Here is a 14,383-nt window from a genome sequence, read left to right on the forward strand (position 1 = left end):
CATTAACCCCTTCCTAGAAGATAAATATTGTACAACAAAGGTGTGTCATCACAATAACCATAGCCTCTTACTGATGTTGTCGCAAACGGATGAAATACTGTATAAACCGATTAACACTGATTCCTTCAATCATCATTCGTGGTAAATCAATCCAAAATCAGTTTTGTACATGCGTATGTACCAAAGGGGATTTGATGTATGTGATACGAAATGTGGGCAGTAAAAAGATTCGTAACATTTATACCTAAGCCAAAGTTAAGCGCGCCATTAACACGATAATGAGGCTTTGAGCTTCAATAACACTGTTTAATTAAAAATTAGCCTAAATAGACAATATGATCAGATTTCATTTAAAGTTTCAAAACCTTAGTATCCGGTTAACTCGAGATATCCTTCTCCTTGATGGCTGCCGGAGATGAGTACTGGACCTTCCCAGTAAGAGATAGTTAACGACATTTTAGCGTTAGGGTTTAAGGCGTTGATCTTAATATCGATGTGTTCAGATGGAATGGATATTTGCCATGAAGTTGGATATCGGGTTAAGTCTATTGTATGCCAGTCTAGCGCCGTGAGAGTGATGTTGGTAGATGCTATATTGTGTCCGCTACCATCGGCAAACATGCGTCTTGCACTGTAAAAGTTAGCTGTGCTTTGATTCGCTGGTGATTTGGCTTGATCCCTAAGCTGAAACAACATCAAGGTTGATCCGTCATGTAATCTAAGCGCAAACCAATCCCAACCAGCCTGTGTTTTATTTAAAAACTGCGAACTCCATTCTCTGTCTAGCCAAGCTTGACCTGTGACGTTATGCTCTTCTCCTTGCAAAGTGATGTTACCAGATACTTGAATGTAGGGTTGACTATAGTAATGTGAAGCGACAGATCCATCTGCGGTTTTTACGCTATAACCTTGGTTACCTTGTCGCTGATAAGGGGCACTTGAATGCAAAGTTAGCCGATAATTAAATTGTTCTCCTGTTACCTCTAAAGTTGCAGGAAATAGGGTGTTGCCATCACTTATCCAGCGCCAGTCATCTATTTTTACCGTGAATGGGTGATTGGATACATTAGCAAGTTGTGGGTGCTGCCTTGACCATTTCTCTGTGGCGAAATGCTGACTGGCACTGGTCACCGCAGCGTGAGCCATATAGAGCTGATTGCTTATCCAGCTCGGTTCATTGTTTTTTATTGATATTGGCTTATTCGATGATGTTGCAAGCTGGTTTTTTAATAATGTTGAGTGGGGTGCTACTGGCGTCATCGCGATGCGAAACTGGGTCCATTGTAGGCCGATTTTTTTGCCATGTTCAGTTTCTAAGTTAGCGGTTAAGTACCACCATTCTTGTCGAAAATCGTCATGAGCTAAATGATCTTGAGGAAATACAATGACCTTATTTTTATCGACTTGAGTGTATGTATTATTTGCGTGTGGAGATGAACTCATTAATTGTCCCATAGAAAGAGTGTTGTTAGCTGTTTGGGGATCTGAGCAAGCGCCAAGTATTAACCCTAAAATTATGCTGGTAAATATTGAGTGATAATAGGTGTTTTTGATTATCATATAACCTCACGTTGCAAGCTTGAAACAAGCGGTTTTTTGACTTGTTGGTACAAGGGCAGAGCAACAGCCACTAAACTTGAAGTAAGCGCTAAGGCCACCACCTTGAAATAAGCTAACCAATCCCATTGCATCGCGATACTCCAGCCGAATGCTTGTAGGGTTATTTTATGGATTAATATATACCCTAATATCAGACCTGTTGGCAGGGCGATTAAACAGGTAAATAGCACAATAATGATCATCTGAGTGAACACCATTTGAGTCAACTGAGCCTGCGTGACACCTAAGGTGTGTAAGCGTGCCATTGGCGCTATTCTGGCTTGAGTTAGCATAAAGCAAGCACTAAACAGGCCAATTGCAGCCACCAATAAGGTCAAACTGTTGAGTACTTGTGTGATTGAGAAGGTTTTCTTAAACATAATAATAGCTTGCTGCTTTATTAATGTCTGACTGTAAATCATTGCATTTGGAATTAAAAAATGTTGTTGCAAACTTTGCTTTAATTCGTCAATGGATCCGCTATAGCCCACAGCTAAGCTGATTGGATCACTTGGAAAGCCCTGACTTCGCCACACAACAGGTGAGATAACGATTTCGCCATAGGGATCGCCATAGCTATAAAATATCCCACCAACAATAAACTCTTTATTGGGTATCGCGGTTAAGATCAGTTTGTCACCTAAGCTAATGTTAAGTTTAATCGATAATGGCTCGCTTATCATTACGAGCTTACCGGCCATTAATCCTAGCCAAAGATCACCCAAAGCTGATTTAAGTACTGTGGTTTGCTTAAGAGATACTTCATCACGAGTCACTAGATTGATAGGCAAGTTTTGATGCTCGCTTCTAAGAGACCACTGTTTATATATCGCATCGACATCGCTGCGCGCCCTTAGGAAAGCATCGATTGCTTGTACTTGCTCTGAGGCAGGCTTGATATAAAGTTCTGCATGTAATCGTGAGTCTAACCATTGCCTAAGTGTACTTTCAAAACTGCCCACTAAAGTGTTCATTGATATATTGGCTGTCAGTGCTAATAACATGGCCATCATGGCTAATGATAGGGGCGCTATTAGCTCCTTGGTTTCAGCCACTTGATAGTAGAATAACCCTCTGTATCTGTGTTCAGACTTGAGTTTTACAAGCAGTTTAAGTAATAAGTTAATCATCATGAGTAGCGATGAGGGTAAAGCCAAAGGGATGGCGATAAGCACCAGAGCAAGTAAGGCCATGCTATAGCGATGATCTTGACTCAATGGCAGTAAGACGCTCGCGATAACCGCTAATATTGCTGCTGTCATTAACTGAATTTTTTGCATTTTAGCTGTACTGCTTATTTGAGGTAAATGGCTGATATTACCTGACAGAGGCTGGTGAATAAGCTGTAATAATAATGAAAAACAGGCAGAAAATGCAGCAAGTAGTGTTAATGAAATAGCGTGAAATAACCAAGACCATTGCCAGTTCCCGGGCAGTATTTTAGCACCGTAGAGCTGCTCTAAGGTAACTGATATCATAGGTTGCAGCCAGTAGCTCAACTGTAAGCCAAAGATAAAGCCAATGACAGATCCAATGATCACTAAGATAAGTATTTCAGTGAGCAGAGCCGACATCAAGGTGGTCTTCTTAACCCCCAATTGTTGAAGTTGACTTAATAGTCTTTGCCGCTTAAGTAAGCTGTAGCGCACCCCGTTATAGGCGATAAATAGTCCGACGATGAAAGCCAGCAAACTCATGGCCGTCAGATTAAGATGAAAACTTTGCGTTAATGCGGTGAGGCTGTCCCCCTTATCGTTTTCAATCAGTTGAGCGTGTTTGCCAAGCAGGCTGTTCAGCTGAGTTTGTTGTGACGAAATATCATTAAACAGTGCGATATAGCTCAGCTTTCCGACCTGATTGAGAAGTTTCTGAGCCAAAGATATGTCCATTAATATACTTGAGCCTAAGTGACGGTTGTCATCGAGGACGATAATGCTGAGTTCTACACCAGCAAGCGATAACTTTTTTTGTTTACCAAATTGTTCAGCCACGGTCCTGCTCATCATGATAATCGGCGCACCAGATAACATCTCTCCAAGAGGGAGCTGGGGTGAAAGTATCGTGGATGGGGTGGTATTGCTTTTATTTGCGTTGATATCCGTTGAAGTATTGTTACTAGCAAGTGAAGTTAACGCTGCGACCAGATCGCTTCCTTGTATTTGCCAGCGTTTGCCATCTGGGCTGGTGGCTGTGCCCTGCAGTACCGGGAGGCTGCGGTTAAATCCAGCTGCGCGGAGCTTAAAATACACTGACTCATCTAAGTATTTCTCCCCAAGAGGAGCCGTAATGTTCCATTTGGCTTGTAGGCTTAATAGTTCGGTGGCTGAGTGGTAGCTTTGCAACGCATTTTCATTGGTCGCACGGACACCAGTTAGTAACGTGACGGCCAATATGACACCGACAGTAATGGCGCCAGCCTGCAGTGGTGCTTGACGATAATGGGCGATAAATATACGTAAACTTAGCCAAAAGTTATTCACCAGTTTGCCTTGTGATGTAAATATAGGGTGCTGTCACATTGGCATCGAGAGTTACTCATGGATCTTACCCTCCTTTATATGCCACCTTTGTTGCATAAAGTTAGCGCACTCGATGCTATGAGTGACCATTAAAATGGCCGTATTATGCTCTCCTGCCAGAGTGCATAGTAGCTGCATTACTTCAAGGCTTGCTGCTTGATCTAGGTTACCTGTCGGTTCATCAGCTAAAATAAGCGGTGGTTTATGGGCAAGCGCACGGGCGATTGCTACTCTTTGTTGCTGCCCACCTGAAAGGCTATTCACATGGCGTTCGAGTAATGAACTCAGGCCTAAACTATGGCTTAAATGTTCGCACCAAGAATTCCAATTTTGGTGATTAAGTCTAAGAGGGAAAGCAATATTATCTTTGACGTTAAGCGGCGTCAGTAAGTTAAACTGTTGAAATATAACACCTAGCGATTGTTGCCTAAATAGGCTCCAATGTTTATCTTGCCAGTTTATTGTGTTTTGGCCAAGTAAAGTTAGTGTACTCTTGGGTGGCTTTGGAGCTGTGACAGGGTCTTGATTTGAGTCGTGCTTCTCGAATCCTGCGATCACATTAAGTAAAGTGCTTTTACCGCTCCCACTGGCTCCCATAAGGGCGACTGTTTGTCCTATTTTTTGGTCTAGTGTTAGGGAGATTTTGTCCAGAACACTGTGTTGCTGTTCACCATCGATGAACGTTTTACTGACATTAGTGAGTTGAACTAAAGGTGCATGAGTGGTCATTTCAGCTTCATTACTTGTGCTTAATTGAGGGTAAATGCGAAGTTAGAATAGCCTAACTTTATTGTGAGTGGTTATTTATTATTGGAACCATTTGATCGATAAAGTGATCATTATTCTGAGTTGAGCAGCTAGATCATCAAGGGAATGAGTTAGCATTTTTGCCATTGGTAAGAATTAAAGTCACTTGAAAATTATTTTATTCTATAATTTATAGTTAAATCACATGTATATAGACAGGATTAAATATTTTAAGGTGGTTTGGTAATAAATAATAATAAATACTTTAAAATCAAAGTTTTATAGGTTTGCCGCTGATAAGGATGAAACGAATAGTATGGGAAATAAACCGTTAACAGAATTTGAATATTTAGATTCGATGCCCTGTAATACTGAAGTTTACATGCAGATTTTGACTCAAAGTAAACCGATCCGTTTAAAAACTCGCCTTATTGGTGTTCATAGTCAAAAAGCCATCATTTTAGAGTTCGGTGAAGATAAAAATTGGGTATTAGCGAAGCATTGTATTTGTGACAATACCAGTGTTGTTGTACGTATGTTTAATAGCTTTGATCCCAATGCTCATGTGGTTGCATTTAGGTCAAGCATCTCCAAGTTAATGTCATTGCATCATTGGATTGTTATCTATTATCCAAAAAACTTAGAAAAAATTGCTTTACGCCAGTCGGGTCGGATCCCGGTGAATATTCATGCCCAATTAAGTCACAATAGTAACGATAAAGAGGAGCAATCAGGGTGTTCAGTTGAAGGTCACTTAGTCGATATTTCAATTCGAGGTGGTGGGTTTATTGGCACTGAAAATGAGGAGCTTAGCGTTGATGATAAATGTACATTAACACTACTTGGAGCTGTGGGTGATGAGGCTATTCATGTCAATGTTATTATTAAAAACAGACAAGTTTTTGATGCTGAAAATAACCTCATCCACTATGGTTTAATTTTAGATTCCGATCAAAATGCTGCTGAATGTTTTGTGCAACAAATAATACTAAGACACCTTAACCAGTAACGTCATCTACATTCAGTGTATACCCAAACGACCTCAAGATGCAGGATCCAGCATGTCGAGAAGTGACCGAGTTTAATGGCGTTAATTGTTGCTGCATAATTCTACCTTCTCCCATCAATGGGCTCGTACCTCCGATATCCAGATCGTCGTGCTTCGCCCAGCTCCTGAATCCGGCGAGTCGTTGATGATTGTTTTCTTATCAAGGCTATATAAATCCTGCTACGATTTTAAAATTCATATAAATACAGTGACTTAGTGGTGTGTTTGTTTTAATTTAGCCAAATGACATGGGGTTCTATGTTTCTATGAGGAGTGGTGATAGACTTTGGTTACATATTGTTAACTTTTTACATGACGGAACCCCATGATGAAAGTTGGACACCGTTTTACCTCCTTGTTAGTTGCTGGTGTACTCAGCATACCCACCTATTCATTGGCTAATACTGAAGATGTTGATTTATTACACCAGACTTATCGTCCAGTGAAAGTGAAGCAAGTATCCTTAGATCATGCTTTTCATCAACGGATTTTACCTGGAGAAGTTAGCGCCTCCGATCGCGCGACTTTATCTTTTCGTGTGGCAGGTGAAATTGCCACGATTAATGTGCACCCGGGAGAAGATGTTAACGCCGGTGATCTGCTGGCGACATTGGATCCTGCTATTTTTGAACAGCAATTAGAGGTGGCCAAAGCTCAATTTTATCTGAATAAAGTATTATTTGAACGCTCGTCCAATCTTGTTGAGCAAGGGGTGGTATCTCGTAATGATTTCGATCAATCCAAAAGTGACTACGCGATAGCGCAAGCTGCCTTGGATAAAGCCAATACTGAACTTGCCTATACTCATTTGTATGCGCCTTATGATGGGGTTATTTCTCGGCGTTTTATGCGCATGTTCGAATTTACACAGCAGCAAGAAGCTGTCCTTGGGATTCAAACAGAATTATCCGTTGATGTCAGCTTTCAATTGCCCGAACAGTTCATCGGTGCAGTGCAGCGTAACCGTGCTAGTGGTGAAAGTCATGCCGAAGTTCAAGTGAAGTTTGATAGCCGCGACGAATGGTTTGATGCCAAGTTAAAGGAACTTAACACCGTTGCCGATCCTTCAACGGGGAGCTATACCATTATTTTAACCTTACCAGCTCCTGATGAGCTGAATGTATTCCCAGGAATGGCGGCAAAAGTGAAAGCAATATTGCCTAATAATGAAAGCTCCGCCAGTTTTCTTATTCCTTCAGGTGCATTAGTTGAGGAGGCAAATCAAGCTTATGTCTTCATATGGTTGCCTGATATCAATCAATTAAAGAAGGTGCCAGTGAGTGTGAATGGTGAGCAAATCGTTGATGGTTTACAAGATGGTGATTGGTTAGTTGTCGCCGGTGCGAGTGAGCTCAGCGATGGACAAAATGCGGTACGTTGGGTAAAAGAGAGAGGGCTATAAAGATGAAAAACATAATACTTTTATCTTCTCTTCTCATGTTGGCTTTATTGATTGGATGTGGTGAGCCCATCCCTATTAATGACAATATAAAACGAGTCAACAGTTTCATCTTACCTAAATCAGATAACCAAGTGATCCGCGAGTTTAATGCTGTCGCCAGAGCACAAGATTTAACTCGGTTATCGTTTCGTATTGATGGCCACATTGCCAGCATCCCAGTGTCGAAAGGGCAGCGAGTAAAAAAAGGCGAGTTGCTCGCAGTATTAGATAAGCAAGATTATCAAATTGTCTTAAATGATCGTAAAGCCCGCATGCAACTTTCTAAGAAGCAGGTACAACGTACTCAGCCTCTGGTGGATAAAGAGCTTATCTCTCAGTCTGAATTTGATAAGATTAATGCTCAATATCTAGCCGATCTTGCCGAGTTTCGTCAGGCGGAATTATTGCTACTTTACACAGAACTCAGAGCGCCATTTAGTGGTGTCGTTAGTGATGTATTGTTGCAATCTTTTGAAAATGCCCAACCCGGGATTGTTGTTGTGACTATGCACAAGCTTGAACGGATTGATGTTGAAGTACAAGTGCCTGATATTTTACTAGCAGTATCGAAACGTAAAGAAGTTATCACGTCACCAAAAGAGTTTGATGTGAGCTTTGATGCGTTTCCTGGAGTGATATTTAAGGGCACAATGTTAGAAATGAATACTGAAAAAGATCCTGAAACGTATACCTATATTGCCACATTAGCGGTGCCATTAGACCCTCAATATAAAGTGCTTGAAGGTATGCCTGCAAAGGTGAAAGTTAATTTAAGTGACATCACATACACATACAGTCGTCAATATCTCATCCCTATAGAGGCAGTAATGATGCGTGATGGCAGTCATATAGCCAATCAAAATTCTGGCGTATGGTTGTATCAGTCAGACTCGAAAACTGTTAAATACCAGCATGTTATTCTTGGCGTTATCGTGGGGGATACCATTGAGGTTGTATCTGGTTTACAAGATGGCCAAGTGATCATAACCCGTGGCGCAACCCGTTTGGTTGATGGCCAAGCGGTTGAGCTGATAAAGGGATAAGGACAAACAATGAACATAGCTGGATATTTTGTCAAAAATGCCGTGATTAGTTGGATGTTTATACTGATTTTACTTATCGGTGGGTTAATAGCCTTTACAGGGTTAGGTCAGTTAGAAGATCCTCCATTTACCATTAAAGATGCCGTTGTGGTGACGCTTTATCCTGGGGCGATATCTACCGAAGTCGAAGAGGAAGTGACCTATCCAATAGAAAAAGCCATTCAAGCTTTACCTTATGTTGATAAAATTCGTTCTTTAAGTACCTCTGGTATGTCACAAATTACGGTGACGATGAAGAATAATTATGGTCCAGATGAGCTGCCTCAAATATGGGATGAACTTAGACGTAAAGTGAATGATATGTCCAATCAACTCCCACCAGGAGTTCATTCACCTATGGTGAATGATGATTTTGGTGATGTTTATGGCATCATGTATATGGTTACTGGAGCAGATTATAGTTACCGTGATTTATTAGATTATGTTGATTTTGTTAAACGTGAACTTGAGTTGGTCCCTGGAGTGGGCAAGGTTTCATTAGCTGGCACTCAGCAAGAACAAGTGTTCATCGAAGTGTCGCTAAATAAATTATCGAGTTCAAATATCGATCCTACCACGATAACCGATCTGCTTAATTCACAAAACATGGTTTCAGATGCGGGTAATTTACGTATTGCAGGGGATAATTTACATATTCGTACCAGTGGTGGCTTTAATAGTGTACTTGAATTGGGTGACTTACTTATTCCTGGTACCGCTGGTGCTAAACTCATATACCTCAGAGATGTAGCCACGATTAAACGAGGCTTTCAGGATATTCCAAGTAATGTGCTGAGCTTTAATCAACAAGATGCAATTAATATTGGTATTTCATTTTCTTCTGGTGTCAATGTGGTTTCGATTGGTCAAGCAATTGCTAACAAATTAACTCAAATTGACCGTGCACGCCCTGCGGGCATGAAAATTGAAACCATGTACAATCAACCTCAAGAGGTGGATAAATCCGTCAGTAGTTTCGTCTGGAATTTGATTGCTGCGGTGGCTATTGTCATTGGTGTCTTATTGGTTTTTATGGGATTTAAAAGTGGTGTGTTAATCGGCTTAATCCTGTTTTTGACCTGTCTTGGTACTTTTATTTTAATGCAACAGGCTGAAATTGAACTGCAACGTATTTCATTAGGTGCATTAATCATTGCGCTTGGTATGTTGGTCGATAATGCCATTGTGATCGTAGAAGGGATCTTAATTGGTCGCCAGCGTGGTCAATCCACGCTAGAAGCCTCTCAGGCGATTGTTAAACAAACTATGTGGCCTTTATTGGGGGCCACAATCATTGCTATTATTGCTTTTGCTCCTATTGGCTTATCGCCAGATGCCACCGGTGAGTTTGCCGGTTCATTGTTTTGGGTGCTACTGTTTTCATTATTTTTGTCTTGGATCACAGCTATCACCATCACGCCATTTTTTGCCCAACTATTCTTTGGTGAAAAAGCGCAATCCACAGGAGACACAGCACTAAAAGATCCTTACTGTGGTGCTTTTTTTACTTTTTATAAAGTGCTGCTGAATGTGTGTATGCGTTATCGTTGGGTGAGTGTTATTTGCGTAGCCGTAGCATTTGTTGCTTCGGTTGCGGGCTTTGCCTACGTCAAACAATCTTTCTTTCCTCCATCAACCACTCCGATATTCCTGGTTGATGTCTGGTTACCTGAAGGGACCGACATTCGGGAAACTCAGCACATCACTCAAAAAATGGAAGCTATGTCGACTCAGGTTGAAAATATTGAATTTGTCACTTCAACAGTGGGCAAAGGTTTTCCACGTTTCTTATTGACTTATAGCCCCGAGAAAAACTATTCATCTTACTCTCAATTAGCATTACGGGTGAGTAGTTTTGATGCTTTACAATCGACCATGATTAGCTATCGAACCTTAGTTGAAGCTGAATTCCCTCAAGTACAATTTAAATTCAAACGCCTTGAAATTGGCCCGTCTACGGATGCTAAAATAGAAGCGCGGATCAGTGGCTCAGATCCTGATGTATTGCGAACTATAGCTGCGCAAATCATGACCGAATTTAATCACACTGCGGGTACAGTTAATGTTCGTCATGATTGGCGTGAGCGAGTAAAAAACATCTCTCCTCGTTTTAATGAATCTCAGGCACGCCGTTTAGGGATCGTTAAAAGCAAAGTAGATGAAGCCCTTAATTTTGCCTTTGCTGGACTGCAAGTTGGACTATACCGTGAAGGAACCACGCTGCTACCAATCTTAAGTCGATTACCTGAAGGTGAACGGGTCGATATTGGTTCTTTGGAAAGCCTGCGTATATGGAGTCCGGTATTAGGGGCTTATGTGCCTATGCAGCAAGTCGTTGATGGATTCGATGTTAAATTTGAAGACCCTATTATTCAACGCCGTGATCGTAAACGTACTATTACCGTCTTTGCTGATGCTGATTTCGCCTATGAGGTCTTACCTGCTGAGTTGTTTACCAAGGTTCGCTCTAAGGTCGAAGCCATCAAGTTACCTTTGGGCTATGAACTGGTTTGGGGGGGCGAATTTGAATCCTCTAACGATGCACAAGCGTCGCTCTTTGCCACTTTACCACTAGGCTTCTTATGCATGTTTTTGATCACTGTATTTCTCTTTAATTCTGTGCGTAAACCTTTAGTGATTTGGTTAACCGTGCCATTGGCTATTATTGGGATCACCGCAGGGCTCTTAATATTAGGCAAGCCATTTAGTTTTATGGCTTTGTTAGGAATGCTGAGTTTATCAGGCATGTTGCTTAAAAATGGTATTGTGTTACTCGATCAAATTAATACTGAAATTGAAAGTGGCACTGAAATATTCGAAGCGGTATTTAATTCAACGGTAAGCCGCGTTCGCCCTGTGTGTATGGCTGCGGTCACGACGATTCTAGGCGTGTTGCCCTTGATAACCGACGCTTTCTTTGAATCGTTAGCGGCGGTGGTGATGTTTGGCTTAGGCGTTGCGACTATTCTGACTTTGCTTATTGTGCCAGTATTTTACATTATCTTTTTCAACGTTAAATATCGCGATTATAAAAAGTTTGCTCACTAGTTATCATTATGATAACTAGTGAGCTTAAATATATTATTAATAAATAAGCTTGGTGACAGTGTTACCAGGCTTTTTTAATGCATGTCTTACTGAGTATGGATGCATATTAGAACCAGTGAACAGATAGGATCTAATACAAATAATAAAGCGTTATGGACTGTTATGTCTGATTGTTTTATGCATCAAATGAAGATGGCTATCGATTTATTCGTCCGTAAATTAGGTTAAAACCCCCGTCTTTAGACGGGTAGCTTTCAGCTAGCAGTTTGCTTTATGATAAGGGATGAAATATCGACGTAGTTCACATACAAAATTTAAACTCGAATATCACTTTGTTTGGGTTACTAAGTATCGTTATAAGGTCCTTACAGGTGATGTTGGCCTACGAGTTCGAGAGTTGGTAAGACAAAGTTGTGAACACCTTGAAATAGAGATACTCAGAGGAGTTATCAGCAAAGATCATGTTCACCTGTTAGTGTCAGCCCCTCCAAATATATCTCCTTCAGATATCATGAAGCGAGTTAAAGGAAGAAGCTCAACTAAACTTTTTCAAGAGTTCCCACGTTTGAAAAAGAGATACTGGGGTCAGCATTTTTGGGCTAGGGGGTTTTTCTGTGTCACTGCGTGAGAGTTAACGAAGGAAATGATTAATGAGTATTTGGAACATCATTTCGAACGAAAAACAGAAGATAACTTTGATGTTGAGTGAACATATGGGCTTCTTTACCGGCTTTAGCCGGAATGCTGGACTTTCAGTCCGCGTGCTTTTAACCCACCGTCTTTAGACGGTGGTTGTTTAGTACTTAATCCCTGTTTAAGACAAGCCATTAATGTTGGAGAAATGATGTCTTCCTGATTATCATCTTTAACGGATGCGGCACAGTGTTTACTACTGAGATAATTGCGTATTTCTTTTGTATTAGAAAGGAGTGATTCAGGCCTGTATACCACAGCAGTCATAGCTTCCATACTTCTTTTTCCTGTTTCTCTGGTCTTAATATGTCCTCCATCTACATTGATGATCAGTTGCTCTGCAGGTTCGACTGTGAGCACTTCTTTCTCTATGTTGTTAATCTGAGAAACCTGTAGACCAACGGACTCAACACTTTGTTTAACCCGGACATGATTATTGACTTTTCGTTCACAGTTAGAAAACAGATCTAGTAAATACTCTGCTTCTCGAAATGTGTGTTGAGACCCCAGTTCAGACTGGATCCTAGTGAGTTCACCAGTAAAAGTCATCCCTATTAGTTGCTTCACCGTTGAAGGAGTTTTAAAAGCACAACTGGGACACCTGAGGCGGTGAATATAAACCGTATGGTCGGTAAAAACGTCATGTAAGGGTGAGTCCTGACGACCCACCCGATTCAGTTTATGCTAACAGTCAGGGCAGTCCATACTCTGGCTAGCATCCAACAATCCCATTTTTTCTGACAAAACAAGAGCCTGAATCTGGCGGATAAGCGTAAGCTGATTCCCCATGGCCATGGATATGTTCAGATAATTAGTAGGTGTCGTTATTTGAAGATCCATGACTTCTGATTCTCTGAGTATTTCTGCTGGAGATAAGGGGTCATAAGTCTGGACTATAACGCGACAATGGATGCTAATAATAAAACCTGATTAGGGACTAATTGGGGAAAACCTATCAGATTTATGAATCAAAGTTAACCGCTGTTAATAACACTTCCTCCAATGCTCAACAGGATAATGATAAATTCCAGTATTTCATCTTTATCCTTCATCAAGCCATCTGTAGTCTTTTAGTGCTTTTAGTGCTTTTAGTGCTTTTAGTGCTTTTAGTGCTTTTAGTGCTTTTAGTGCTTTTAGTGCTTTTAGTGCTTTTAGTACAATTAATACCCTGATTAGCTCCGTGAAGTCGAGCCAAAGCGAGAGAGCTTGCAACGGGGTTTTTTATTTTTATGCTGCATTGATTTAGGCTCTTTATTTTGGTGTCTGTATATCAAAAGTGCATGAAAAATAAAGAAATAAAACGTATCAATATGTACAGGTAAATACCAGTTTTGACATCATAATCTCATCAAGATTGAAGTGAGATAATAGTTATCATGCACTCCGAAATAAGCGTTAGTTAAGTCGTGTGACCAACAGGGTTTAATTTTAACGATAAATTATCTAACTTAAGAGAAACTTTAAAATGCAGTGTAAAACAGGTAAAAACTTTCGCGGTTACAAGAAAGCGCGGGGATTGGCCTTACTCGAAATCTTAATCGCCATTGGCATCTTAGGCATTATTGCAGCGGGCGTGGCTACCTTGGCCTCTCGTACGTTTGAAGAGCAAAATGTTAATGATATTAATGATTCAGTTGTCGATCTTTCCGTTTCTTTAAAAGATGCGTACAGACGATCCGGTGGGTATTATCTATCAGGTAGTAGTGATGAGACGTTAGATACATTAATCGATACTTCTGCGATATCAATTGATTCAGTACGAAATCCAGTTACAGGTGCATATTATGATTTTTTCCCAACGAAGAAAGATGGTGCTGGTGCCACGGCTAATAACGATGCCTTTGTACTAACGATAGATGGATTAAGTGACTCGCTGTGCAGAAAACTTGTCACGGGATCTATGTTTCAAGATGCTACCTATTTAGAAATCGCAGCTGGTGGCTCCACAACAGCGACAACAAGCTTTAATGTTGCTCCTAGCGTTACAGTTGTTAAGACACTCCAAGGTTATATGAGTGGTCCTGTTACTCCTCCTGGTGGTGGTGCTCCTACTGGTAGTACTTTAGATATGGATAATCCTTTAACCTATGATTTATTATGTACTAATGGCAGCAATGCTATCTTATTCGGATCTTACTAAGTTATAAATAAAGAGCAGCGTTTAACTAGAAATAGTTAAACGCTTTCTCAACCATCTTTGTATTTG

At 40.7% G+C, this 14,383-nt stretch carries 9 protein-coding genes and 1 pseudogene; 6 read left to right on the forward strand and 4 right to left on the reverse strand.

Going from position 1 to position 14,383, the window contains the following annotated elements; translation table 11 throughout:
- Window positions 1-366 precede the first annotated feature (366 nt).
- From HQQ94_RS06500 to HQQ94_RS06510, 3 genes are all read right to left on the reverse strand, one after another.
- Entirely contained in the window at window positions 367-1,443 is a 1,077-nt protein-coding gene (locus HQQ94_RS06500; protein ID WP_254304015.1) for a lipocalin-like domain-containing protein, read from the reverse strand.
- Between the two features lie 113 nt (window positions 1,444-1,556).
- Window positions 1,557-4,079: an FtsX-like permease family protein gene (locus tag HQQ94_RS06505; protein WP_173293652.1), complete on the reverse strand. Its 2,523-nt coding sequence runs from the start codon at window positions 4,077-4,079 to the stop codon at window positions 1,557-1,559.
- A gap of 51 nt (window positions 4,080-4,130) precedes the next feature.
- Window positions 4,131-4,847 carry an ABC transporter ATP-binding protein gene (locus HQQ94_RS06510; RefSeq protein ID WP_173293653.1) on the reverse strand — a complete coding sequence of 239 codons (717 nt, stop codon included), beginning with the start codon at window positions 4,845-4,847 and terminating at the stop codon, window positions 4,131-4,133.
- 334 nt (window positions 4,848-5,181) lie between these two features.
- On the opposite strand from HQQ94_RS06510, the gene HQQ94_RS06515 reads away from it, so the two are divergent.
- The 5 genes and pseudogenes from HQQ94_RS06515 (at window position 5,182) to tnpA (ending at window position 12,193) form a co-directional block, all read left to right on the forward strand.
- Window positions 5,182-5,874 carry a PilZ domain-containing protein gene (locus HQQ94_RS06515; RefSeq protein ID WP_173293654.1) on the forward strand — a complete coding sequence of 231 codons (693 nt, stop codon included), beginning with the start codon at window positions 5,182-5,184 and terminating at the stop codon, window positions 5,872-5,874.
- 364 nt (window positions 5,875-6,238) lie between these two features.
- Entirely contained in the window at window positions 6,239-7,315 is a 1,077-nt protein-coding gene (locus tag HQQ94_RS06520; RefSeq protein WP_217274007.1) for an efflux RND transporter periplasmic adaptor subunit, read from the forward strand.
- 2 nt (window positions 7,316-7,317) lie between these two features.
- Window positions 7,318-8,397, forward strand: a complete 1,080-nt coding sequence (locus HQQ94_RS06525) for an efflux RND transporter periplasmic adaptor subunit (protein WP_173293655.1) — start codon at window positions 7,318-7,320, stop codon at window positions 8,395-8,397.
- Between the two features lie 9 nt (window positions 8,398-8,406).
- On the forward strand, window positions 8,407-11,484 hold the full coding sequence (locus HQQ94_RS06530; protein WP_173293656.1) for an efflux RND transporter permease subunit: 3,078 nt from the start codon (window positions 8,407-8,409) through the stop codon (window positions 11,482-11,484).
- Between the two features lie 283 nt (window positions 11,485-11,767).
- A pseudogene (gene tnpA / locus HQQ94_RS06535) lies at window positions 11,768-12,193 on the forward strand (IS200/IS605 family transposase).
- 23 nt (window positions 12,194-12,216) lie between these two features.
- On the opposite strand, the gene HQQ94_RS06540 reads toward tnpA, so the two are convergent.
- Window positions 12,217-12,726, reverse strand: a complete 510-nt coding sequence (locus tag HQQ94_RS06540) for a hypothetical protein (RefSeq protein ID WP_173293657.1) — start codon at window positions 12,724-12,726, stop codon at window positions 12,217-12,219.
- Between the two features lie 916 nt (window positions 12,727-13,642).
- Between HQQ94_RS06540 and HQQ94_RS06545 the strand changes: the two genes are divergently transcribed.
- Window positions 13,643-14,317 carry a prepilin-type N-terminal cleavage/methylation domain-containing protein gene (locus HQQ94_RS06545; RefSeq protein ID WP_302051838.1) on the forward strand — a complete coding sequence of 225 codons (675 nt, stop codon included), beginning with the start codon at window positions 13,643-13,645 and terminating at the stop codon, window positions 14,315-14,317.
- The last annotated feature ends 66 nt before the right edge of the window (window positions 14,318-14,383 follow it).

It is taken from the genome of Shewanella sp. VB17 (assembly GCF_013248905.1).
In the GTDB taxonomy this organism is placed as follows: domain Bacteria; phylum Pseudomonadota; class Gammaproteobacteria; order Enterobacterales; family Shewanellaceae; genus Shewanella.